We start from the raw sequence: 21,237 nt of genomic DNA, 5'->3' as shown, positions 1-21,237 counted from the left end.
TAGCGGAAAACTTTTCGGGATACCAATAAGTTAAAGCTGATTAATATTCATATAGCACCCTTCTAGGAAACTTATTTCCGCCTCAATACAGATTAAATTGAAAAAGACCAGACTGACATGTCAGTGCTGGTCTTTCTATTAGTATCGACAGTAGGCCTACTACCTAACCCCATGGAGGCTGCGGTACTCAGCGCTGTTAGTAAACGCTGCAGCAACAGATTCAACGGTCATGTTGCCCTCCAGAATCTGCCCCGTCCAAAGTGCCAAGCCGGCCGCGTCTGCCGTACGTCCCAGATAGGTCTGATACAGTTGCAGAACGGCTACCCGCGTCTGATATTCCTTGCTCTGCTTTAGCGCAGAGGCCAAAGACTCCGCTGTCATGGTGCCGCTTGTAAGCTGACTGGTCCAGCTGGATAAACCCGCCGCATCAGCAGCACGCCCTAAATAGGTGTAATACATCTGCTGTACCACCCGCGACTGATACTCTGCACTCCTAGTCAGGGCTGCAGCGACAGAGTCAGCCGTCATGCTGCCCGCCATGATTTGGCTTGTCCAAGTAGACAGACCTGAAACATCAGCGTCACGCCCCAGGTAAGTCTGATAGAGTTGCTGAACGGTATTACGGGTTTGATACTCTTTGCTCTGCATCAATGCAGCGGCAATTGATTGCGCCGTCATGGTCCCGTTAGCTAACTGACCTGCCCAATTGGCTAATCCAGCCGCATCTGCCTCACGCCCCAAATATGTCAGATATAGCTGCTTTACAGTATTGAGCTGAGCGTCTGTCGCCCCACCACTTTGCGTCTGCCCATTCGTTAACGGGCCAATACTTGTACAGCTGGTATCGTTGAGGTATTTCCTGAGCGTCGGCCATTGAGGCCGCTCTTGTCCATTAACAGGTTCAACGGACATGAAATAATTACCCCAGCCGGGCCCTGCCGCCCAATATGTGGCCGGAATACAGTTCTGCCGCAGGTAAGCAAGCATATTGTCCATCATCGTGAGCCAGCGCGGATCATTATCCGGTACACCGAACTCACCGATATAACCACGCTTTCCGTTCTTTTTGAGCCATTCAATGAAAGGTCTCACTCGCTCGACTCCGTACATAGGATCAAGCGTGCTTACATCGATCGAATCGTAATTGCCGCCAGCGTTCGCATCGAAATAAGTATGTGCAGAAAAAATGATGTTATTGGATGGATCGACCAGCTTTAGTAACGGCTCGTTCCACTGCGCCCAACGGGTAGCTTCTGCCCAACCGTTGCCCTCGACAATGATCGGGCGGACCTTATCGACAGCACGCACACCATTAATTCCGTACTGGGCAGCCGTCGGCCAATATGCCAATGCGCCGTTGGGTTCATTCATGATGTCATACGCATACAATGACGCCTGCCCACTCCAACGTTGGGCAATCTTCATCATGACATCTTGGTAGTGATTATACGTAACGCTACCGGCACCAATGATTTGCCCTCGGTAGCGGGCATAGTTATGCAAGTCAAGAATGACGCGGATATTGTATTTACTAGCGTAACTAAAGGTTCGATCAATCAGTGCTGCATAGGTTGGCTCTAGCGCGCCACCCAAGGTGGGCTGCAAGCGCTCCCAGATAATTGGAAATCGTATCAGCTTGATACCGCGCGCGCTCCACTGCTGAAAATAGGCTTCCACAGGAAAGATATAGTTGGTTCCGTTGATCCCAGGCAATACCTGGGGCGCGAAACCAGCCCCTGAAAGGTTCAGACCAACAAGACTAACCTGCTCGGCCCGAGCGACACCCAAGCAACCTAGCGTCAGAAAAACTGACATTGAAAGAGCCTTCAGTACAGGAGTTCTGCTCAAACGATGGAGTATGTTCATCATCACCAAACTGCTAGTGACAAGACGTCCCTGCAATCAGCCGAGTACGTATTGGTAAGATTCAAAATAGGCGGAACAATGACTAAGCCCATTTCCGCGCTGACAATCATTCAATCTTCATGCCAATAAGAACAAGACCACGGAGCTTAGTAAGGTAGGCTTTAGATTCATATAACTGTTTGTTTTTATTGAATTTAAAATCACTAACACGCGTACTCAATACGTATCAGGTAGAAGCACCGTCAGAATTATGTCTTTTTAAAATCACTCGATACCTCGCTTGTCATGCTTGGCACGCAGTTCTTTCATTTAAATCTATTGTGCTACCAAAGACCTTGAAGGACTATTCAGCCCTACTCTCTCTAATACGATTTCCTGAAACGTATGAAGAAACCTTTCTATTACCTACATATTCCAAAAACCGGTGGGACTTCTTTAATTTCATTTCTGGATAACCAATTCGATGTAGACGAGACATGTCCGGCGCAATTACTACCAGAACTCTTTGCAACACCAAGGGATCGACTGTCGCAATATGCTTTTTATCGAGGCCATCTCTGGTATGGACTCGGTACCTACCTGAACCGAGAACTCAGGTACATGACTATGTTGAGAGACCCGGTGCAGCGGACGATTTCATGGTATTCACATGTCAGACGCGAAGCTGGTGCTTACCGACATAGGCAGATGGTAGAAGAAAACTGGTCACTGCTGGATTTTGTTCAAAACGAAGAAACCCACTGGGACATGGTCAATACCCAGACGCTATTTCTGGCAGCTGATCTTGATTTTGAGCGCTTATCGCAAGACCCTGTAGGCTATGGGCAAGCGGCCATTCAGCAGTATGCTCAAAGAAGGAATGACCGCAGCCTTCTGGAGCTTGCCAAGCAAAGATTGACGCAGTTTGATTTCGTCGGTATCACCGAGCGCATGCAGGATTCCATGCTGCTTTTATCTTACGTGTTGAATACCTATCCAAACCGTTACGAAGAACGGCTTAACGTCTCATCCAATCGCCCGACTGAGAAAGAAATTTCATCAGACGTCATCGATGCCATAAAAGCACTAACTCCACTCGACCAAGAACTGTACGAATGGGCGTATCAGCAATTCGATCAGCGCTTCAAGCAAATGGTTGAGTCTTTATTGACAGAGCGCTATCTGCACAATCCAGACAGTCATATAGTATCTTGGCAAAAATCACTATCCTCGGCGGATCGCGCTCTTTTCAAACTCAAGGCATCGCAATATCCCGCTCAGACAATACCTTCTGAAGCGTTTATCGTTTCGCTCGACATATTCAATGCGTCCCGCTTCATAGTCGCCAGCCGACCACCGGCGCCGGTCAACCTTTCCTACCACTGGTTGGATGCTGAAGGCTCTGCCGTAGTGTTCGATGGCTTGCGGACGCCTTTACCTCAGCCTCTAGAACCACAACAAACAATTACAGTTCCGGTAAGTGTTCAGGCGCCAGAGCGAAAGGGCACCTATACTTTACGGATAACGCTGGTACAGGAAGGTGTCGCTTGGTTTGACGACAGCAAGGCCTTCACCGATATCGGATTTATAGTTGAGTGACACTCACAGCGAAATATTACCCTGACATCACAGCAGGCGATCAACGAATGAGCAGAAATGGGAATTTGGTTTGGCACCGAGGCCAGGTCAGCCGAAGTGAGCGAGAACGCCTTTTACACCAGACGGCCTCAACTCTATGGCTAACCGGCCTGAGTGCTGCGGGTAAGTCCACTTTGGCTTTTGCGCTGGAAAAAACTCTCACTGACTTGGGTAGGGCCTGTTTTGTACTGGACGGAGATAACATCCGTCACGGCCTCAACAAGGACCTCGATTTCAGTATTGAGGCACGTGTCGAGAACATCCGCCGCATTGCCGAAGTCGCCAAGCTGATGAACGAGGCAGGTCTAATCGTCATCACAGCATTTATTTCCCCGTTCGTCGAAGACCGAGAAGGTGCTCGCTATATTATTGGCAGAGACTCTTTTCGCGAAGTGTATATCAGTACGCCGCTTAGAATTTGCGAGGCGCGTGACCCCAAGGGGCTATATGCCAAAGCACGCAAAGGTTACATTTCTGAGTTTACTGGGCTTTCGTCACCTTACGAACCGCCGACTCATCCCGATCTCATACTCGACACGTCTGAAGTCCCGTTCGAAACATCACTAGCGAGACTTGTTGAATTGGCGCTGGCTACCCCAGCTAAGCACTTACAGGCTGCCACGGCATAGGCAGCTTCGGTTTGGACCTAGTTATGGCTCAACAGCAGGTTGTTATAAAGGCGCGCATAGGACTCGAGCATGTTGGCGCTTGAAAAAACACTTTCGTAACGCCTTGCCGCCCTCTCACCCATCATGGCAGCCTGTTCAGGATTTCTTAATAAAGTCAGCATAGCTTGCCTTAAAGCAAGAGGATCAGCCGGAGGAATAACTAATCCTGTCTCCTGATCCAAATTAATAAAGCTTGTACCAGTACTGATCTCACAGGAAATCATGGACTTGCCATACATTGCGGCTTCTAGGAGAGAAATGCCGAAAGCCTCGGACCGTAAATGGGAAGGAAACACAAAGGCGTAGCATAATGTCAGCAAAGCAGCTTTGTCCTCTTCCGATAAAAGACCAGGGAATAAGACATTTTTCAAGCCTGCCTCTTTGGCTTGCTGTTTAAGCGCTTCCTCTTCGAAACCTTCTCCTGCAATAACGCAATTAAAGTCTGCTCCTTGCAGTGCCTGAATGAGGAAATGGATCCCTTTGTAGTATCTGAGCGCACCTACAAAAAGGAAAAAAGGCTCTTTTAAAATGGAGCGCCAATAGGCCAGACGCTCTATGGTAGGTTCAGGATAAGTAGCCCGATCCAGACCATACGGAATAATGGAAACCTTTTCACTATAGTGACGTAGCACTGGGCTTGACTCTGCATACGCAGGAGAGGACGCCACAATGCTGTCTACACTACTCAAAAAGCGCTTCATTAGCGGCTGATATAACTTGAGCAATGTCTTCTGCTTTACAATATCCGAGTGGTAGCTGACCACTGACGGCTTATCGATGCGTGAGACGTAGTGGGCCAAGTCCATGAATGGCCATGGAAAATGATAGTGCACAATATCGGCGTTCTTTGCCAACTGAGCGAAATCGCGAAAAGCTGACAGCGAGAAGCCAGTCGAAGCTACATGAAAATCAAGCTTTGAACGGTGGCTTACGTGTTGGCCACTCTTTTCGCCACGCGCTGCTCCTTGAGGGCTTAGGTAAAGTACTTCCGACTCAATACCATATTGCAGCCCGCCCTCTGCAAGTTGATAAATGACCTGCTCAATACCGCCAAAGGTTTGTGGGCGGTAAGTTTTGAAGAAATGCAGAACCTTAATCATCTTGCAGATAAAACCTTCTTGTAAACTTGAACCGTTTCAGCTGCGCACCGCGCCCAAGAAAACTCGGCAGCTCGCTTTAAGCCCAAGGTTATCGCTTGCTCTCGCCATGTCTCATCCTCTAAACCGCGTGAGAGCAGGCCCGTCAAGCTGTCGACATCCATCGGCTCACACATCAGGGCTGCCTCGCCAGCTACTTCCGGTAGCGATGATGAGTTAGAGCAAACTACTGGAATACCCGAGCTCATCGCCTCTAACACAGGTAAACCGAAGCCCTCATAATGCGACGGGAATGTAAACAATCGAGCACCAGCAAATAATAATGGAAGCTCATTACTAGGCAGAAAACCTAAATAGCGGGCCCAACCCTCGCGCTCCGCCTTAGAAATGCGCTGCATAATGCTTTCATTTTGCCAACCCTCATAGCCAGTCAGAATTAACGGATAACGAAGGCGTAATGTTTGCGGTAGGCGGCTATAGGCTTCGAGTAAGGTTTCAATATTCTTGCGAGGCTCAATCGTACTGACGAACAGGCTATATCCTTGCCACCGTAGTTTGTATTTATTCAATAAAGGCTCCACTTCTTCCTTAGGCCGTGGAGTGAACTCTCCAGAACTGGCCAAAGGGACAGCATGAATATGCTCAAGGGGCCACGAAAAATAGTTCGCCAACTCGCGTCGTGTGTATTCAGAATCAGTAATCAGCGCTGAGGCGGTATGCAGAGCGTAATTGATACCTTTTTCCATAAAGGAAAGCAGCTGTGGTTGATGACAGCTTTTCCAGGTGAATGGCGATAGATCATGAAAAGTTACTACGCTAGGGCCTGGAAAAGGAGGCAAGAAAAAATTGGGGCCATGGTACAGATACTCATCCATCCCCTTAAGCGCCTTCCCTTTAAGGTATTGGCTCAGGACACGATAAGTTTCAATGAACAAAGGCCTTTTTTGTACAAACCGTTTTACGAAGTGGCTTCCCCCAGGCGTAGCCTGTGGTACGGCTAATTCTGACCGGAAAGACCGTCCCGCAAAAAACCTCAGCTCTTCAATGGATGTATTGGTCTGCAGATGCCGAGCCAGTTCAAAGGTATAACGCCCAATGCCTGTCAGTGGGTAACGTACAGGCTCAACTGACAGGATGACTTTCATTCACGTGCCGCCAACATCCAGCGTAAGGTTTCTTCAAGCGAAGGCGTATTCCACTCGCCAATGATAGAGCGTAAGCGCTTGGAGTCTCCGCACAGCTTTTTGACTTCATTAGCTCGTATAAAGGCGGGGTTGACCTCAACAGATATTGCGCGCCCTGTAATCCTTTCACACAAGGACAACACTTCCCGAAGCGAATACAGATTACCGGAGCAAACATTGACGGTGAGCCCAACTGGCTTTACTTCCAATAAGCGACGGTAGGCTTGAACTACTGCGCGCACATCGCTGAAGTCACGCCAGACATCAAGATTGCCTAACTCGATGCGATCGGCGCCACGTGTAAAGTGTGAAACAATTTTCGGTAATAGAAAGCTAGATGCCTGCCCTACTCCTGTGTAATTGAAGGGGCGGGCAATTACGATGGGTAAGCGGTTCATCCACAGTCTAGCCATATACTCCATGGCTAGTTTACTCACAGCATAATCGTTAGCGGGCGCTGGTTCGGTTTGCTCATCCAACATACCCTCTGACGCATTGCCATATACATTTGCACTACTAGCGAGTAGCACACATTCCGGCGTATGTTCCGAGGCGGAAATTGCTTCCAGAAGATTACGAGTACCAATTAAGTTGGTCTCGTAGAATGCATTCGCATCGCCATGAGCAACGAACGCCAGGGCCGCTAGATGAACCACGGCGTTCGGCTGAATCTCAGCCAGTACAGTATGCAGTGCCTGGGCGTCGGTGAGTTTTACCTGATGGTAATTAGGGTCATCACAGGGATGAGTCCCGAGGCCGAACACCTCATATCCATTAGCTTCGAGTTCCGTCCGCATATAACGTCCGGTAAACCCGTTAACTCCTGTAATCAGCACACGCTTACTGGCTGTATTCATTAGAAAGAGAACCCTATTTCATTACGGCGCAGATCCGCCTCGACCATCATCTGGCACAGCTGCTCAAGTGTTGTTTCAGGCTCCCAGCCCAACACGGCCTTGGCCTTGCTGGCGTCACCAATCAATAGTTCTACTTCGGCCGGGCGGTAAAAAGCAGGATTGATACGAACCACTGTCTTGCCGGTTTCGATATCAACAGCCACTTCGTTTTCATCGTTACCTTGGAAGCGCAGTTCGATATTGACGGCTTTAAACGCCATTTTGACGAAATCACGAACTGTTTCGGTTCTATTCGTAGCTAGAACAAACGTATCCGGCTGGTTGGCCTGCAGCATGCGCCACATTCCCTCCACATATTCCTTTGCAAAACCCCAGTCGCGCTTGGCATCCATATTGCCCAGCTCAAGAACCTCTTGCTTGCCGAGCTTGATCTTGGCGACTGAGTCTGTAATTTTCCGGGTTACAAACTCACGGCCACGCAGCGGAGATTCATGATTAAACAAGATGCCACTCGTACCAAAAATGTCATAGGACTCTCGGTAATTGATGGTCATCCAGTGAGCATACAGCTTGGCGACACCATAAGGACTGCGCGGATAGAATGGTGTTGTTTCTACCTGAGGGATTTCCTGGACCTTCCCAAACATCTCGGAAGTAGACGCTTGGTAAAAGCGAATTTTCGGATTAACGATACGAATAGCTTCAAGCAGGTTAACCGCGCCAAGACCAGTGATATTGGCTGTTGTTAGCGGCTGATCAAACGATACGCCTACGAAGCTCTGCGCTGCCAGATTGTAGACTTCTGTAGCTTCAGTGCGCTCTAACAAGCGGATACTGGAAGCCAGATCTGTCAGGTCATATTCGACCAAGTGCAGGTTTGGGTTCTTATCGATTCCCAACTCTTCAATGCGCCAGAAATTAACTGAGCTAGTGCGGCGATAGGTGCCATAGACCGTATAGCCCTTTTCCAGCAACAGTTGCGCCAGATAGGCCCCATCTTGGCCCGTGATACCCGTAATGATCGCTTTCATTTCTGCTCCCTTGGTTGAAACTAAAATCTCATTAGTTGAAAGACTGAGCGCACCCTAGTATTCCGTTGCGGTCAGCCTAGCCTTTATTTGCTCTGCGCTTTGCTTCCAGGTCAGCCATTTCATATTGCTTGATGATGGATGCAAGCCGTCTTCCTTAAGCGCAAGCCAAGCCTTAATCTCTTTGCTCAGATCCTCAGCCTTGCTTCCTTTGAAATAATGGGCATTGTCTTCAGCAATTTCTCTGAAAACTGGTATATCGCGAGCGATGATAGGTAACCCGAATTGAGCTGCTTCAATCAGAGGCAAGCCAAAGCCTTCACCTTTGGAGCTGAATACCAAGCATGTTGCGCTCTGGTAAATGTGCTCCAGATATTCGTCGCTAATACCCTTGAGCCAGAAGAGTCTTTTACCCAGCAGTTTATGTTGGGTGATATCACGAATAAGCTCGTCAACATTCCAACCAGCTTGACCTACCAGAACGAGATTGGCCTCAACACCGTCCTGCCAAAGAAGGTCAAATGCCTTTAAAGTCTGATCATGACCCTTACGTGGCTCTATCGTACCTACCGATAGAAACGTCGGGCACTCTTTCAGTTTGGCAAGAATCTCGGATGCATCGTCCGGAAGCCCTTTGGTAGGGATGGAGTTCTCGACATCGGCACCTAAATGAAACCAGTCTATATGAAGGGGACGATAACGCTCGACTGGGTTTCGTTCTAACCACTGGCGCATGTCATCCGCGACTGCACGGGAAATACAAAGCAAGCCATCATTTTTTGAAATAGCGGTAAGCCAGTCATGATGCAAGTCACCGATAAAATCCCTAAAAACTTCTGGCATTAATACCGGTAATAGATCATACACAACAAAAAAGACTTTAACCCCGGCATTTCTCATACTTTGATGAGCAGCTTGCTGGCGAATCACGACATGGTGTTGTAAATCCAAGCCGAAGAATATATCACCGTTAGCATATTCAATAGCACTATCACTGGCGTCATCATGTTCAGCATGCTCGGGGAAATGCTTAGTTATAAATTCTCTGGCATAGCGATAGCCTGTACTATCCATTGTTGCGTAAACAGGCTCACTGACGAAACCTGCTGGCGGCGAATCAAGAAGCTCTTTCAAAATACTTCTAACAACTCGCTGAATGCCACTTTTAGAATCGATATGTACTAGCTGGGAGATATCGATAAAGAGACGCTTTGGGGTATTGGATTGAAAATTTCTGGCTAGTGCCGAAGCACATTGCTTAATGTCATCGTATGTAGGCAGTGCGTCACTAATCTTTGCAATGCAGGCTTCTAGGTCGTGAACAATTTCTTCACTCGTATAAGCAGCATTTGTTGGATAGCGCTCGGCAACTCGCTCAAAAGCCTCTAAAGCTAGCCGCGCACTTCGATCCCAAGAAAACTTTTTACATTGCTCTTTCCCATGAGCAATAAGCGCTTCGCGGAAGCATTCATCAGTCAACACTCTTTGTAGCTTTTCCTGCATATCTGCTACGCTTAATGGGTCGAACAATGCTTCTGGGTAGCCAATTACCTCTGGCACGCTCGAGGTATTGGAGCCAATAACCGGTGCACCACAAGACATGGCCTCAAGCGCAGGCAAGCCAAATCCTTCATGCCACGAAGGAAATATAAATGCTTTGCAAAGGCTGTAGAGCTCAATGAGCTCCTTGTCAGTAATGTAGCCCGTAAAAACTATTTCAGCTTCTTTTAAACCAAAGGCACTGGCATGCGTTCTAAGCCCTGCGATAATTTGGGTAGGCATCTTGCCTGCCAATACCAATTGATGGCGATCTCTGATTTCATTAGGTAGCTGAGCATAAGCTTGAATCATACGCTCTAAATTTTTCCTCGCATCCGCGCCGCCTGTATAAAGTACAAAGGGGGACTGGATGGCAAACTTTTCGCGTAGCAGAGACTCCTCTTCAGCATTAAGTTTGGCAGGTATAAAGATCGGATCGGCTGCCGTAGAGATATTGGTAACCTGAGTTTCAGGAAGACCAATGATGCTGATACCTTCCTGACTAGCAGACTCAGAGATACCTAACCAGCCTTGAGCATTTTTTAAGCTTTCAATCTTATTGAGATAATATTTCTTAAATACTGGATGTGGATCTAAATAGTCCTTTGCATTCATCAAGGGAATTAGATCATACAGAGTAACCAAGGTGGGAATATCTTTGGTAAACCCTCCTACTGTAATAGTCGCATTATCAGCAGTACCTTCAAAAAGACTACTAATATGCACGACATCAGGTCTGAGACTTGCGATATACGCCTCACGTATATGCTCTGCCGCTTGACGTCTCCAATCATTGCCTGGCAAACATTCAGCAACCGGCGCGGGGCCATACCAGACATGGATGTTTTCCTGAGGGATCACTCCATTAAAAGCTGCTCGAATTGGCTCTATCGTTTCAGGAAACTGACCATTAAGCAGAATAATTACTTCATGTTCTGCTCTATTTCGGGCAATTGCTAAAGCAAGGGACAAGCTATAACGCCCAATGCCGCGAAAACGACTTTCAGTTTGAGCACCTTGAAGATCAAGTATGATGCGCATCAGCGCGGCTCCTTATGCTGCGCCTGGATGGCATTTTTCAAGCTTTGATAATAAGCTTGGCCGTTTGAGCTGAGGTCAGAAAGGTCTGGCTCTGCCCCCTGAATGAAAGAGTGCGGATTATAGGGTGGGGCTACCACTACGTTGGGCTGTTGTGTTGAAGAACTAGCGCCAGCCATGCCTTCTTTATAGGCAATATTCAGCAAGCGGGCATGAATTCGAGGGTACCTTTTGAGAATTTCAAGCGCTTTTCGTTTGTATCTAGGATTACCTGCCACCATATGCATGGCTTTAAGTAGCCACGGGTATATAGCAACTTTAGCTTTCAGCTTTGTTTGCTGCATGGCAACAGCAGGCTCACGTATAACCATACGAGAAATATGAACAGCGAAACGCATAGGCGCTGTAATACGCCATGAAGTACTAGTCTGTAATGCTTTAACTTGCTCTTCAAGGGCTGTTGCTCTTAAATACCAAGTATGCGCATTACTAAGAGATGCATTTAGCTGCTGCTGAATGCTTTCTGACCTTTGATCCTGCGTTTCAAGATGGTGCTGCATACCTTCGAGTAGTTCATTCCTATAAGCTAGACGCTTAAAATCAGATTGTAGCGTTGCATTAAAAGCTCTTATTTCATCTAGCTGTTTAATACTGGAGCTTCTTATTTCATTTAACTGAGCATCATTGACGGCCTTAGCTTCTTCAAGTAGCTTTAAGTCGGCTGCCCTAGTTTCTTCTAAACGCCGCTCTATAGTTAAAACGTGCTGATCTAATGCTCTATTAAACTCTGACCTTATTTCTTCGACCAGACGATTTGTATCTTCTTGCAACTGACTCAACTTATTGTTGACCAACAAATCCTTTTCAGAACCCCGATCTAATCGGCTTTCAATGCTTTGAATAGCTCCATTAATTCGAGCATCGTATTGCTGCGCAAGATAATCTAAAGAAACCCCGTATTCTTCATTAAACACCGGGTCGAACAAGCCTAGGCTTTCTGCTTCGCCTGCTTTCTGCGCAATAACAGCATAGTCTTGGCTAACACCGGCCAATACGCTTTTCAAACCCAGGGAGGCCAAGTCTTCTTCGAAATTTTCTTGTAGTCGCAAAAGCTTTATGCGTGCAAATCCACTATATTCAGCCAGAAAGCTGAGCAGAAGGTGTGGAATAGGCCGCTCATGTGTAGGATCCAGGTAAAAATTATTTGTCCCTACTACAATGTTTTCTGCATTAGGCGTTTCAAGTATCAATAAGCCTGCTGGCTTAAGTACTCGCACAGCCTCTTTAAGAATGTTTTGCAAAATCGGGAAGGGTATATGTTCGGCAATATGAAATCCTGAAACAATGGCCAAACTGCTTTCCGGCAAAGCCTTTAGGGTTTCAAGCGCCTCACCTTGCTCTGCGGGTAGTTCCAGTACGCGGCAAGCCTCTAGCATTCCTTCATCTAGATCGATGCCACGCGCCTGAAAATCATTTTCTACAAGAAGCTCCAACCACTCGCCTCGCCCACAGCCTATATCCAGCACCGCGCACTCTGCATAAAGCTCTTTTAATGGCTGTATGAACGGAAGATAGACCTCCTGTCGCTGCTTAATCAGCTCTCTCGAACCACGATAACGATCTTCAAACGCCCGATAAAAAGAGCTGCTCATCGGCTGTACTCCACTTTCGGCGGCAGCCAGGTCAGGCCGACAAATTGATCTTTAGCAATGTTCATTATGCTGAAGACCAATGCCAAATCACGCCATTCGTAATTGGATACCAGGTGAGTATCGTTGGCGTGTAAAGCAATAGCCACTGAGAATGACCCCACTCCCAGATTGGCCGGGAAGATGAAGTCATATTGGGGCGATTCGCCGGCCTTTAGGTCTTTCAAGACGCACCCAAGGTGATGCGTATTTGTACCGAATACTGATTGCCCGAGGCGGTCCTTTATCATGTAGCCCACTACCAGTTCGGGAATATCCTTGTTGATCTCTACCTTTACTCGCAAGCTGACGGGCTCACCTACAGCAGCAAATTCAATCATTTCTCCGCGTGAATTGTGCAAAGAAACAGAGGCAATAGTGGCTTCGCCTGAGCCGGAACTGGTTTGGACGGTACCATCATCCAGTTTACGAATAGTAACTGTGGCATTTTCCTTTTCGGCGATGATGGCATTGTAGTAATCCATTACCTCCTCGGGTTTACCGTCCTTGATGATACTTCCAGCTTCAAGCAGGATCGCCCGGTCGCAAAGCGCCTGGATTGAGCTTCGGTCGTGGGTAACAATAAGCAGGGTCGTCCCTTGTTTCTGAAATGCTTTAATGCGGTCGAAACTCTTGTGTTGGAAATAGGCATCCCCAACGGAGAGCGCCTCATCAACAATCAATATCTCAGGACGAAATGCAGTTGCCACGGAAAAGGCCACTCGCATTTGCATTCCACTGGAATAGGTGCGCACCGGCTCATCAAAGTATTCGCCAATTTCGGCAAACGCCTCGATATCGGGCATGGCTTGCTGGATCTGCTCTGTGCTGTACCCCATGAGACCTGCGGCATGCAAAGCGTTTTGCCGCCCTGTCAGCTCCGGGTTAAAACCCATGCCAAGTTCGAGAATAGCCGCTATGCGTCCATTGACCTGAACGCTCCCCTCCGTTGGCTGAAGCGTACCGGTAATCATCTTGAGCAAAGTTGATTTGCCTGCCCCATTCTGACCAACGATACCGATCGCCTTACCAGGCTCAATGGAAAAGTTGATATTTCTTAAAACCCAGTGCTCTTCGCTGGGCTTTACCGCCAGGCCAAACCAGCGAGCGAAGCGTTGCCATTCTGATGCATAGCGACGGTAAGCCTTACCTAAATGCGTAACGGTCATCAAGCTCATAGTGCATCCACCATTTCAGGAGCAGCCCGGCGGAATAGGAACAATCCGAAAAGCAAAAGACCGATAGAAATGGCGCCAGTAATGACTATGTGCTGCAACTGCGGTGAAGTGGAATAAACGAGAACATCATGATAAGCCGTTACAACGGGATACATGGGATTGGCTTCGATGGCGCCCTTCAACTCGACAGGGATGATATTTAGCGGATAGACGATTGGAGTAAACCAGAACAATACCTGTAGCACGATGGGAACGACCTGACCAATATCGCGCACAAACACATTAAGTACTCCCAAGATCAGTCCGATGCCGACCCCGAGGGCAACAACAATCAATGTCAGAGGAACGAGCCAGAACATTTCCAATCCTGGCATATGTCCAAGGATCGCGAATACAGCCAGCATCGAGGCGAGTAACAACATGTTGTTGAGCAGACAGGAACCTACCACTATCACGGGCAGCGTGATGCGCGGGAAGCGCATCTTTTTCATCAGGTTGCCTTGATCAATGAAAACCGTCAGGCAGCGCCCGATTATTTCCGAAAACAGGTTCCACGCGAGAATTCCTGCCATGAGATAAATGGCATAAGCGTATTTATTTTCGATACCAGGCAACTTGGCAGCCAATACATTGGAAAGTATGACCGCATAGATAGCTACTTGGGCCAACGGATGGATGATCATCCATAGCCCACCGAGTCGGCTACGTGCAAAGCGGGTGACGAACTCGTTTTTTATTGAGGAAACAACAAATCCTCGATAAGCCCAAAGACTTCTCAATAAACCAAACATTTCTACCTCTGCTTAGCCGTGAGCGGCCTGTCTAAACCGCCCACGCTTATGACTATTGATCAGTCAGCATTAACCGTCAGCACGGCCATAGATATCTTGGAAGCGTACAATATCGTCTTCGCCCAGATAATCGCCGCTCTGGACCTCGATCATGACCAGATCGATGACCCCTGGGTTTTCCAGGCGATGCTTGTGCCCGGCAGAGATAAAGGTGGACTCGTTAGTGTTGAGCATGAACTCGCGATCGTCGTTGAAGACCCGGGCCATGCCGGTTACCACGATCCAGTGCTCGCTGCGGTGATGATGCATTTGCAGAGATAGAGACGCACCCGGCTTGACGACGATCCGTTTGATCTTGAAGCGCTCGCCTTCTTCCAGAGTGGTGTAGGAACCCCACGGACGGTGCACGGTGCGATGCAGCAAGTGCGCCTCGTGGCCTGTGCTCTTAAGCTGGCTGACAATATGTTTGACATCTTGCGCATGATCTTTGTGTGCAATCAGGATCGCATCAGGCGTATCGATGACCAGCAAATCCTGCACGCCGACCAAAGCTGCCAGCCGCTCAGGGCTATTCACATAGTTATTTGCCGATTTGTGCGCGAGCACTTCGCCCTCAAACCGATTGCCGTCATCGGCGACCTCGGTCAGCTCGCTCATGGCATTCCAGGATCCGATGTCGCTCCAGCCGATGTCACACGGAATAGTCGCCACTTTTTCCGAGCGCTCCATCAGCGCATAATCGATAGAGATGTCAGGCACTTTACTGAACGCTTCGCTTTCCAAAGTAACGTAGCGGTTCTGGCCGCTCTCGGCGATTCGGGACTGCTCCAGTGTTGCGCTGATCTCAGCTATGACCTCAGGGGCGTGACGGCGCATATCTTCCAGCAAGGAACCAACCTCAAAGCAGAACATACCCGAGTTCCAGAAATAATTTCCTGCCTCGACATATGATTTAGCTGTTTCAAGGTCCGGTTTCTCGACGAAACGATTGACTTTCAGCCCACCCTCCAGCGGCTTGTCTTCGTTTGCTTCTATATAGCCATAGCCGGTCTCTGGATATTTTGGCTGAATACCAAACGTTACAAGCCAACCTTGAGAAGCCAGGACTTTGGCTTTCTCCACGGCGACAGAGAAGGACAATTCATTCTGAATCAGATGGTCAGCAGCCAAGACCAGGATAAGAGCGTTAGCCCCATGAGCCTGCTCAACGTGTAACGCTGCAGCAGCGACCGCTGCTGCTGTATTACGCCCAAAGGGTTCGAGAATGAAACTCTGAGCTATATGCTTGCGTCCTACCAGACGGTATTCATCTTCTGTCTTGAAAAAAAGATCACGATTAGTGACTGTAAGGACTTCAGCCACATCACCAAGACCTGCCGCGCGCTTGAACGTCTTGCGAATAAGGTTCTCACCATCTGGAAGAGGCATGAACGGCTTAGGGTGTGCTTCACGGGAAACGGGCCACAGGCGGCTTCCCACCCCTCCAGCCATAATGACAGGGATTAATTTCATTAGAACCACTACCTTGGATTTGTATAGGAACGTCCAGTTACTATGACGACCTAGCGAGCGTTCAAACGACCTTGATAATACTGCCTACTAGTCTAGGTCTATTAAAGAAGCGGATATAGGGTGTAATTCTGTTGTTAAGTTCCCCGCTCGTCAAAAGCAACGATCCGTCCGACCAAATAAACGATATTAGTCTGATATCATCATGCAATTAGGTATCTTTTCTAAATGAAACTAACTTCCTGTTATAACAGGAGAAATTTAGTTTTAGGCCATTAATTTGTGATCCAATTCTGATAAATAAACGCTACTCTTTGAACCTATATGCTTAAACAGCAAACCCAGGGGCGCCGAGTAATGCCGTTAGCCCTTGCGCAGCCTATCCAGAATCTTCTGTGTCTCCCGCTCTGCCTTGGCTTCGCTCGAAAGCTCTTTGGCCAGTATGCTCAATACCAGCATCAAATTGCCTCGACCCTCCTCGCTCAATACGTCCCACTCTTCAATCAGGGTCTCGAAAAGCAAGGCGCCTGTCATCGAGGGGCTGAAATCAGGTAGATCACCCGAATCAATGGCACGGGTAACAATAGTGATCAGTTCTTTTTCGTTCATCAACAGCTCTCATGATGTTGGGCGAATACGTTAGAGCCTGATAGACAGCTATTGAGGCTCTAAAATACAAAAGGCCTGCATAAGCAGGCCTTAGCGTTAACGCGGAGCTTACTCAGAAGCACTGGTCTCCACGGCGGAAGTCAGCGCAAGCTTTTTGGCCGAGGCAATATCTGCCTTGCCGGAGCCTAGCTTAGGCAGCGCATCCACGTGAATCCAGGTAGAAGGCACCATGAGCGGGCTATAACCTGCTTCAAGCATGCGCTTTTCCAGCGCACCAGTGTCCAGAGGCTGCTCATGAAGAATCACAATACGTTCGCCTTTCTTGGCATCCGGCACATTGACAGCCATGACTTCGATTTCGGAGTTGTCGATCAGCTTGATGAGAGCCTGTTCGACAGAGCCCAAGCTAACCATCTCACCACCAATTTTTGCAAACCGTGAGTAACGATCGACGATAGTCAGGAAACCATCTTCATCTAACCGGCCCTTGTCACCCGTCACGTACCAGCGCACGCCGTCAAGCTCATGAATGGCACTCGCTGTCTTGGCAGGGTTATTCAGATAGCCCTGCATTACTTGAGGGCCGCCGATAAGGATCATGCCCTCCTGGCCTGTAGGTAGTTCTTCAAAGCTTTCTGGATCAACAATCTTGAGACTGGTGCCTGGCAGCGGCATCCCTACCGTGCCCTGCTTACCGCCGCACTGCACCTGCATGTAGGCCACATCGATGGCGTCCGGCAGGTTGACCGACGCTACAGGAGCCGTTTCAGTTGCACCGTAGCCTTCATAGATCTCCTTATTGAACTTGAGCTTGAAGGACTCTCGTACATCATCACTAAGCTTTTCAGCTCCTGCCACGATAATGCGAAGGCTGTCCAGCATGAGCGGGTGCACCTTGCGGTTACGGGTAAAGAGCCGCAGGAAGGTGGATGTGCCGCACATGATAGTGGCACGATACGTCGTGACTGCCTTGGCAATGCCCATGACGTCGGTCGGGTCCGCATGACAGACCATTGGCAGCCCTTCGATCAATGGCAGGAACTGTGTAACCGTCAAACCAAATGCATGGAACAGCGGCAGCGAGGCCATGACAACGTCGTCATTCTTAGTATTGAGCACATCGGATGTCTGCTTCAGGTTCGCCATGATATTACGGTGACTGAGCATGACCCCCTTAGGCGCACCCTCACTACCGCTAGAGAACAGAATGGCCGCGGTTGCCTCAGGGTTGTGCGCTCGACTCAGCAGCGGACGCAGCATCCAGGCAGGCAACAGGCGGATCGCCAGCCAGATTGCCGCAAGCTCGGTCTTGCTGAACTCCTGTCGCATATCTTCCAGATAGACAACACGGCGCCCTTCCAGTACAGCCTTGACCAGCAGCCCTCGCTGCTCGAGCTTTTCGACGAAACGTTTGGAGCTATAGACCGTTTGTATGCCGGCCTGCTTCAGTGCTGAGCGGAGAGCCTCCTGACTTGCCGTATAGTTGAGATTGACCAGCGTCTTGCCGGCCAGCAGGGTTGCCATATTAGCCAGCACACCACCGGCACTGGTCGGTAGCAACAGCCCTACGTTCTGCTCTGGGCTGAGCTTGGTGATACGACGCGCCATGGCACTGCTGGCGGCAAGCGCCTGAGCCGCTTTCATTGGCTTGCCGAGGCTGTCGGCAATCGCCAACTGCCCGCTGCGACGCTTGACGGTTTCGATCCAGGCATCGGCCAGGGTTGGCAGGTCTTCCATATAGATCTGCCAGGAGCGAATGGTCTGGTCTAATATCCGGCGCTTGAGAACATCGGCAGGCGTGTCTTTGGGCAAGGTCTTGCCAAAGGCGACGACTACAGAACGGTGCAACGGTGAGTCGCGCAGTTCCTTCAGCTTGCTGGATGAGCGCGAGAACTGACTACCCCACAACCCACGCAAATAGAACGGTACGATCAGTACATCTGCATTGGCCTTTTCACATGCGCGCTCATAGCCCTTCCGAAACTCACCCAGCTGACCGTTGCGGCTGATGGCTCCCTCGGGGAACAGGCAGACCACCTCGCCAGCATTGAGCAATTCTGCTACCTGATCCAACGCCTGGGCAGCACCGGCACCCGGCTGAATCGGAATACAGCCTAAAGACTTGAAGAACCACCGCATGAACCACAGGTTGTAGATGTCCTTGAGCATCACGAAGCGAACAGGCCGTGGGCAGGCAATCTGCACAATCGCCCAATCGACCCAACTGATGTGGTTACCCAGCAACAATACACCGCCCTGTGCCGGCAGGTTTTGCAGGCCATGCACTTCCACCTTGTAATGACGGGTCATGAAAAAGCTGAGCAGAAAGCGGACCAGACTCTGCGGCAGCTTGCCTACGGTGTAAGCGCCACCTATCAACGCAACCAGAGCAATCAGGCCCAGCAGATAGCGACTATCGACGCCTAGCAGTGCAAAAACTGCCGTCAGGATCAGAAAGCCCAGCATGGATAGATTCTGTATCCAGTTACTGGCGGCAAGTACTGTTCCCAATTCCTTTTCAGGTGCGTGGAATTGAATCAGCGCGTTGAGCGGTACGATGAACAGGCCGCCCATCACACCGATGAAAACAAAGTTGAGCGCATGAGAGAGCGGTGAATCTAGCAGCAGCAAACCGCCCAGCCCCACGGCGATACCCAACGCCCCCAGCGGAACAAGGCCAGTCTCGATGCGATTGCGCGACAGGCTGCTTGCCAACGCCGAACCCAGCGCAATGCCGATACCGCTGCAGGCCAGGATGCCCTGGACGACCAGAGTATTACTGACGCCCAGACTGTCCTTGGCGTAGGACGGAAAGGCTGCCAGCATGACCTGCCCAACCGACCAGAATGTTGCCAGCCCAACAATGGCTAGGCGAATAACCGATTGCGCCTTGACCGTTTGCAGGTTTGCTACAGCCGCACGACCATGGATGTAATCCTGCCAGTTGAAGGGTCGGCTGGAGGCGGGTACTTCCTTGCCAGGCAAGCAGTACAACAGCGCCAGCTCAATCACGCTATTGATTACCAGAAGCCATCCGAGCGGGGCGATATCCCGCAGCATCTCGTCAGCTGTTTTCGACTCAGCAGAAAGGCTGCCTTCAAAAAGCGCGGTAAAGACAAACGTACCAGCCAGTATCGCTACGATCGAAACAGCCTGAACCAGGCCATTGGCCTCAGCGAGCCGCGCCTTTCCAAACAGGGTCTTGATATAGCCGTACTTGGCTGGTGAGTAAAAAGTGGCCTGTACAGCAAGCAGCAGCGTCATGGCAAACGCCAGCCAGAACCAGCCGGCATAGTACGACCAGGTAATCAGTCCGGTAATCCCGACAGCCGCCCAGGCTGATAGCCGCATGACGGATAGCTTGCGAAAGGTATCCGCCACATAACCGGAAGGGCTGAATAAGAGAATGAAAGGCAGAAGCATCAGCCCATTGACCAAGGCAGTCAGCACAATCTGAGTAGAGCCGTCATAGATTTTAAAGACGGTATTCTGAATGATGATCTTATGGCCGAGATCGACGAATGCGTTCAGAAAGATCGCGATCAGATAAGGCCAGGCGCCCGATAGTCGGTGCAGTTTGTCCATAACAAGCCTCTGGAGCGGGATGGAAGTGCAGGCAGACTGCCGGGGCCCTTCAAAATCCACAACTAAAATGCAAAACGTAGCGTTAAGAGATGTCTTAGGTATTAATTTTCGATACTTTTGGCCGCCATTACCTTTTCCTTTCGAGATGCCGAGATGGCCCAAGTTTCTTCCCTGATCGAAACCCTGAAAAAACAGCTCAAGGCACACGGTAAGACGTATGCCGATGTGGCAGCGGCACTTGACTTGAGCGAAGCCTCGGTCAAGCGTCTGTTCGCAGAAGAAAGCTTTACCCTGCAGCGCCTGTCACTTGTATGTAATGTGATCGACATGGACATTACCGAACTCGTGCAAACCATGTCCGTGCAGCAGCGACAAACCGATGAGCTGAGCGAGGCCCAGGAGCAGGAGATTGCCAGCAATGGCCTGCTCCTACTTGTAGCCGTGTGCGTGATCAACGGCTATAGCTTTACCAACATCATTGAGCAGTATCAGCTGACAGCCGCCGAATGCACCCGATTACTGGTACGGCTGGATCGTTTGAAGCTTATCGAATTGCTGCCCAACAATCGCATCAAGCTGTTGATCAGCCGAAATTTTCGCTGGCGTCCGGGCGGTCCGATCCAGCAACTTTTTCAGGAGCAAGTCGCCAAGGACTTCTTTCACTCACGCTTCGAGGGTGAGTCGGAGCAACTTCTGGTCTTCAACGGCCTGCTATCACGCGCGGGAAATGCACAGTGGCAACAAAAGCTTCAGCGCTTGGGGCGAGAATTTAACAACCTGTGCGAGGAAGAGGCAGGACTGCCCATAACGCAGCGCTTTGGCACCACAACCGTTCTGGCAGTGCGGCAATGGCGCTACGGGCTATTCGAACGCTACAGCAAGCGCTCAGCCGAAGAAAAGAAGCCTGCACAATGAGAGGCGCCGGTAGTTTCTACTCTATTTCCCAAGCTTGATACAAAAGTTTGACTATTTTATGGGCAAGT

The 21,237-nt window shown here is 49.6% G+C and carries 15 protein-coding genes; 3 read left to right on the top strand and 12 right to left on the bottom strand.

Annotated features, from left to right (window positions below):
• Positions 1-159: 159 nt before the first annotated feature.
• Complete coding sequence (locus tag EAW52_RS02655) at positions 160-1,815, bottom strand: cellulase family glycosylhydrolase (RefSeq protein ID WP_162997569.1); 1,656 nt, start codon at positions 1,813-1,815, stop codon at positions 160-162.
• 435 nt (positions 1,816-2,250) lie between these two features.
• On the opposite strand from EAW52_RS02655, the gene EAW52_RS02650 reads away from it, so the two are divergent.
• Both EAW52_RS02650 and cysC read left to right on the top strand, forming a co-directional pair.
• The gene (locus EAW52_RS02650) at positions 2,251-3,444 is read left to right on the top strand and encodes a sulfotransferase family 2 domain-containing protein (RefSeq protein ID WP_122041314.1); all 1,194 of its coding nucleotides are present in this window, start codon (positions 2,251-2,253) and stop codon (positions 3,442-3,444) included.
• 47 nt (positions 3,445-3,491) lie between these two features.
• Positions 3,492-4,112: an adenylyl-sulfate kinase gene (gene cysC / locus EAW52_RS02645; protein WP_122041313.1), complete on the top strand. Its 621-nt coding sequence runs from the start codon at positions 3,492-3,494 to the stop codon at positions 4,110-4,112.
• A 17-nt stretch (positions 4,113-4,129) separates the two neighbouring features.
• Here cysC and EAW52_RS02640 read toward each other — a convergent pair whose 3' ends face one another.
• From EAW52_RS02640 to EAW52_RS02590, 11 genes are all read right to left on the bottom strand, one after another.
• Positions 4,130-5,251 (bottom strand): glycosyltransferase family 4 protein, encoded by a 1,122-nt coding sequence (locus EAW52_RS02640; protein ID WP_122041312.1) that lies wholly within the window; start codon positions 5,249-5,251, stop codon positions 4,130-4,132.
• Entirely contained in the window at positions 5,248-6,393 is a 1,146-nt protein-coding gene (locus tag EAW52_RS02635) for a glycosyltransferase family 1 protein (RefSeq protein ID WP_122041311.1), read from the bottom strand. Before EAW52_RS02635 ends, EAW52_RS02640 begins: the two co-directional genes overlap by 4 nt.
• Positions 6,390-7,289, bottom strand: a complete 900-nt coding sequence (locus EAW52_RS02630) for a GDP-mannose 4,6-dehydratase (protein ID WP_122041310.1) — start codon at positions 7,287-7,289, stop codon at positions 6,390-6,392. The genes EAW52_RS02635 and EAW52_RS02630 overlap by 4 nt, the downstream gene beginning before the upstream one ends.
• The gene (gene gmd, locus EAW52_RS02625) at positions 7,289-8,320 is read right to left on the bottom strand and encodes a GDP-mannose 4,6-dehydratase (RefSeq protein ID WP_122041309.1); all 1,032 of its coding nucleotides are present in this window, start codon (positions 8,318-8,320) and stop codon (positions 7,289-7,291) included. Before gmd ends, EAW52_RS02630 begins: the two co-directional genes overlap by 1 nt.
• Before the next feature lie 54 nt (positions 8,321-8,374).
• Entirely contained in the window at positions 8,375-10,897 is a 2,523-nt protein-coding gene (locus tag EAW52_RS02620) for a glycosyltransferase family 1 protein (RefSeq protein WP_122041308.1), read from the bottom strand.
• Positions 10,897-12,546, bottom strand: coding sequence for a class I SAM-dependent methyltransferase (locus EAW52_RS02615; protein ID WP_122041307.1), 1,650 nt, complete (start codon positions 12,544-12,546; stop codon positions 10,897-10,899). The genes EAW52_RS02620 and EAW52_RS02615 overlap by 1 nt, the downstream gene beginning before the upstream one ends.
• Positions 12,543-13,760: an ABC transporter ATP-binding protein gene (locus EAW52_RS02610; protein WP_122041306.1), complete on the bottom strand. Its 1,218-nt coding sequence runs from the start codon at positions 13,758-13,760 to the stop codon at positions 12,543-12,545. The genes EAW52_RS02615 and EAW52_RS02610 overlap by 4 nt, the downstream gene beginning before the upstream one ends.
• Positions 13,757-14,551 carry an ABC transporter permease gene (locus EAW52_RS02605; RefSeq protein WP_122041305.1) on the bottom strand — a complete coding sequence of 265 codons (795 nt, stop codon included), beginning with the start codon at positions 14,549-14,551 and terminating at the stop codon, positions 13,757-13,759. The genes EAW52_RS02610 and EAW52_RS02605 overlap by 4 nt, the downstream gene beginning before the upstream one ends.
• Before the next feature lie 69 nt (positions 14,552-14,620).
• Positions 14,621-16,063 (bottom strand): mannose-1-phosphate guanylyltransferase/mannose-6-phosphate isomerase, encoded by a 1,443-nt coding sequence (locus EAW52_RS02600; protein ID WP_122041304.1) that lies wholly within the window; start codon positions 16,061-16,063, stop codon positions 14,621-14,623.
• Positions 16,064-16,423: 360 nt separating this feature from the next.
• On the bottom strand, positions 16,424-16,669 hold the full coding sequence (locus EAW52_RS02595; protein ID WP_122041303.1) for a hypothetical protein: 246 nt from the start codon (positions 16,667-16,669) through the stop codon (positions 16,424-16,426).
• A gap of 108 nt (positions 16,670-16,777) precedes the next feature.
• The gene (locus tag EAW52_RS02590) at positions 16,778-20,254 is read right to left on the bottom strand and encodes an acyl-[ACP]--phospholipid O-acyltransferase (RefSeq protein ID WP_122041302.1); all 3,477 of its coding nucleotides are present in this window, start codon (positions 20,252-20,254) and stop codon (positions 16,778-16,780) included.
• Positions 20,255-20,407: 153 nt separating this feature from the next.
• Here EAW52_RS02590 and EAW52_RS02585 point away from each other — a divergent pair, with 153 nt between their 5' ends.
• Positions 20,408-21,169, top strand: coding sequence for a helix-turn-helix transcriptional regulator (locus EAW52_RS02585; RefSeq protein ID WP_122044704.1), 762 nt, complete (start codon positions 20,408-20,410; stop codon positions 21,167-21,169).
• Positions 21,170-21,237 lie beyond the last annotated feature (68 nt).

Origin of the sequence: Pseudomonas sp. LTJR-52, from assembly GCF_003691465.1 — a bacterium.
Lineage (GTDB): Bacteria > Pseudomonadota > Gammaproteobacteria > Pseudomonadales > Pseudomonadaceae > Chryseomonas > Chryseomonas luteola.
This window is presented reverse-complemented; position numbering and strand designations above follow the sequence as displayed.

Coding starts and splice junctions, on each gene's coding strand:
- EAW52_RS02630 (WP_122041310.1), bottom strand. CDS start 7,289: ATGAATACAGCCAGTAAGCGTGTGCTGATTACAGGAGTTAACGGGTTT.
- EAW52_RS02650 (WP_122041314.1), top strand. CDS start 2,251: ATGAAGAAACCTTTCTATTACCTACATATTCCAAAAACCGGTGGGACT.
- EAW52_RS02590 (WP_122041302.1), bottom strand. CDS start 20,254: ATGGACAAACTGCACCGACTATCGGGCGCCTGGCCTTATCTGATCGCG.
- cysC (WP_122041313.1), top strand. CDS start 3,492: ATGAGCAGAAATGGGAATTTGGTTTGGCACCGAGGCCAGGTCAGCCGA.
- EAW52_RS02585 (WP_122044704.1), top strand. CDS start 20,408: ATGGCCCAAGTTTCTTCCCTGATCGAAACCCTGAAAAAACAGCTCAAG.
- EAW52_RS02595 (WP_122041303.1), bottom strand. CDS start 16,669: ATGAACGAAAAAGAACTGATCACTATTGTTACCCGTGCCATTGATTCG.
- EAW52_RS02620 (WP_122041308.1), bottom strand. CDS start 10,897: ATGCGCATCATACTTGATCTTCAAGGTGCTCAAACTGAAAGTCGTTTT.
- EAW52_RS02655 (WP_162997569.1), bottom strand. CDS start 1,815: ATGTCAGTTTTTCTGACGCTAGGTTGCTTGGGTGTCGCTCGGGCCGAG.
- EAW52_RS02615 (WP_122041307.1), bottom strand. CDS start 12,546: ATGAGCAGCTCTTTTTATCGGGCGTTTGAAGATCGTTATCGTGGTTCG.
- EAW52_RS02605 (WP_122041305.1), bottom strand. CDS start 14,551: ATGTTTGGTTTATTGAGAAGTCTTTGGGCTTATCGAGGATTTGTTGTT.
- EAW52_RS02610 (WP_122041306.1), bottom strand. CDS start 13,760: ATGAGCTTGATGACCGTTACGCATTTAGGTAAGGCTTACCGTCGCTAT.
- EAW52_RS02640 (WP_122041312.1), bottom strand. CDS start 5,251: ATGATTAAGGTTCTGCATTTCTTCAAAACTTACCGCCCACAAACCTTT.
- EAW52_RS02600 (WP_122041304.1), bottom strand. CDS start 16,063: ATGAAATTAATCCCTGTCATTATGGCTGGAGGGGTGGGAAGCCGCCTG.
- EAW52_RS02635 (WP_122041311.1), bottom strand. CDS start 6,393: ATGAAAGTCATCCTGTCAGTTGAGCCTGTACGTTACCCACTGACAGGC.
- gmd (WP_122041309.1), bottom strand. CDS start 8,320: ATGAAAGCGATCATTACGGGTATCACGGGCCAAGATGGGGCCTATCTG.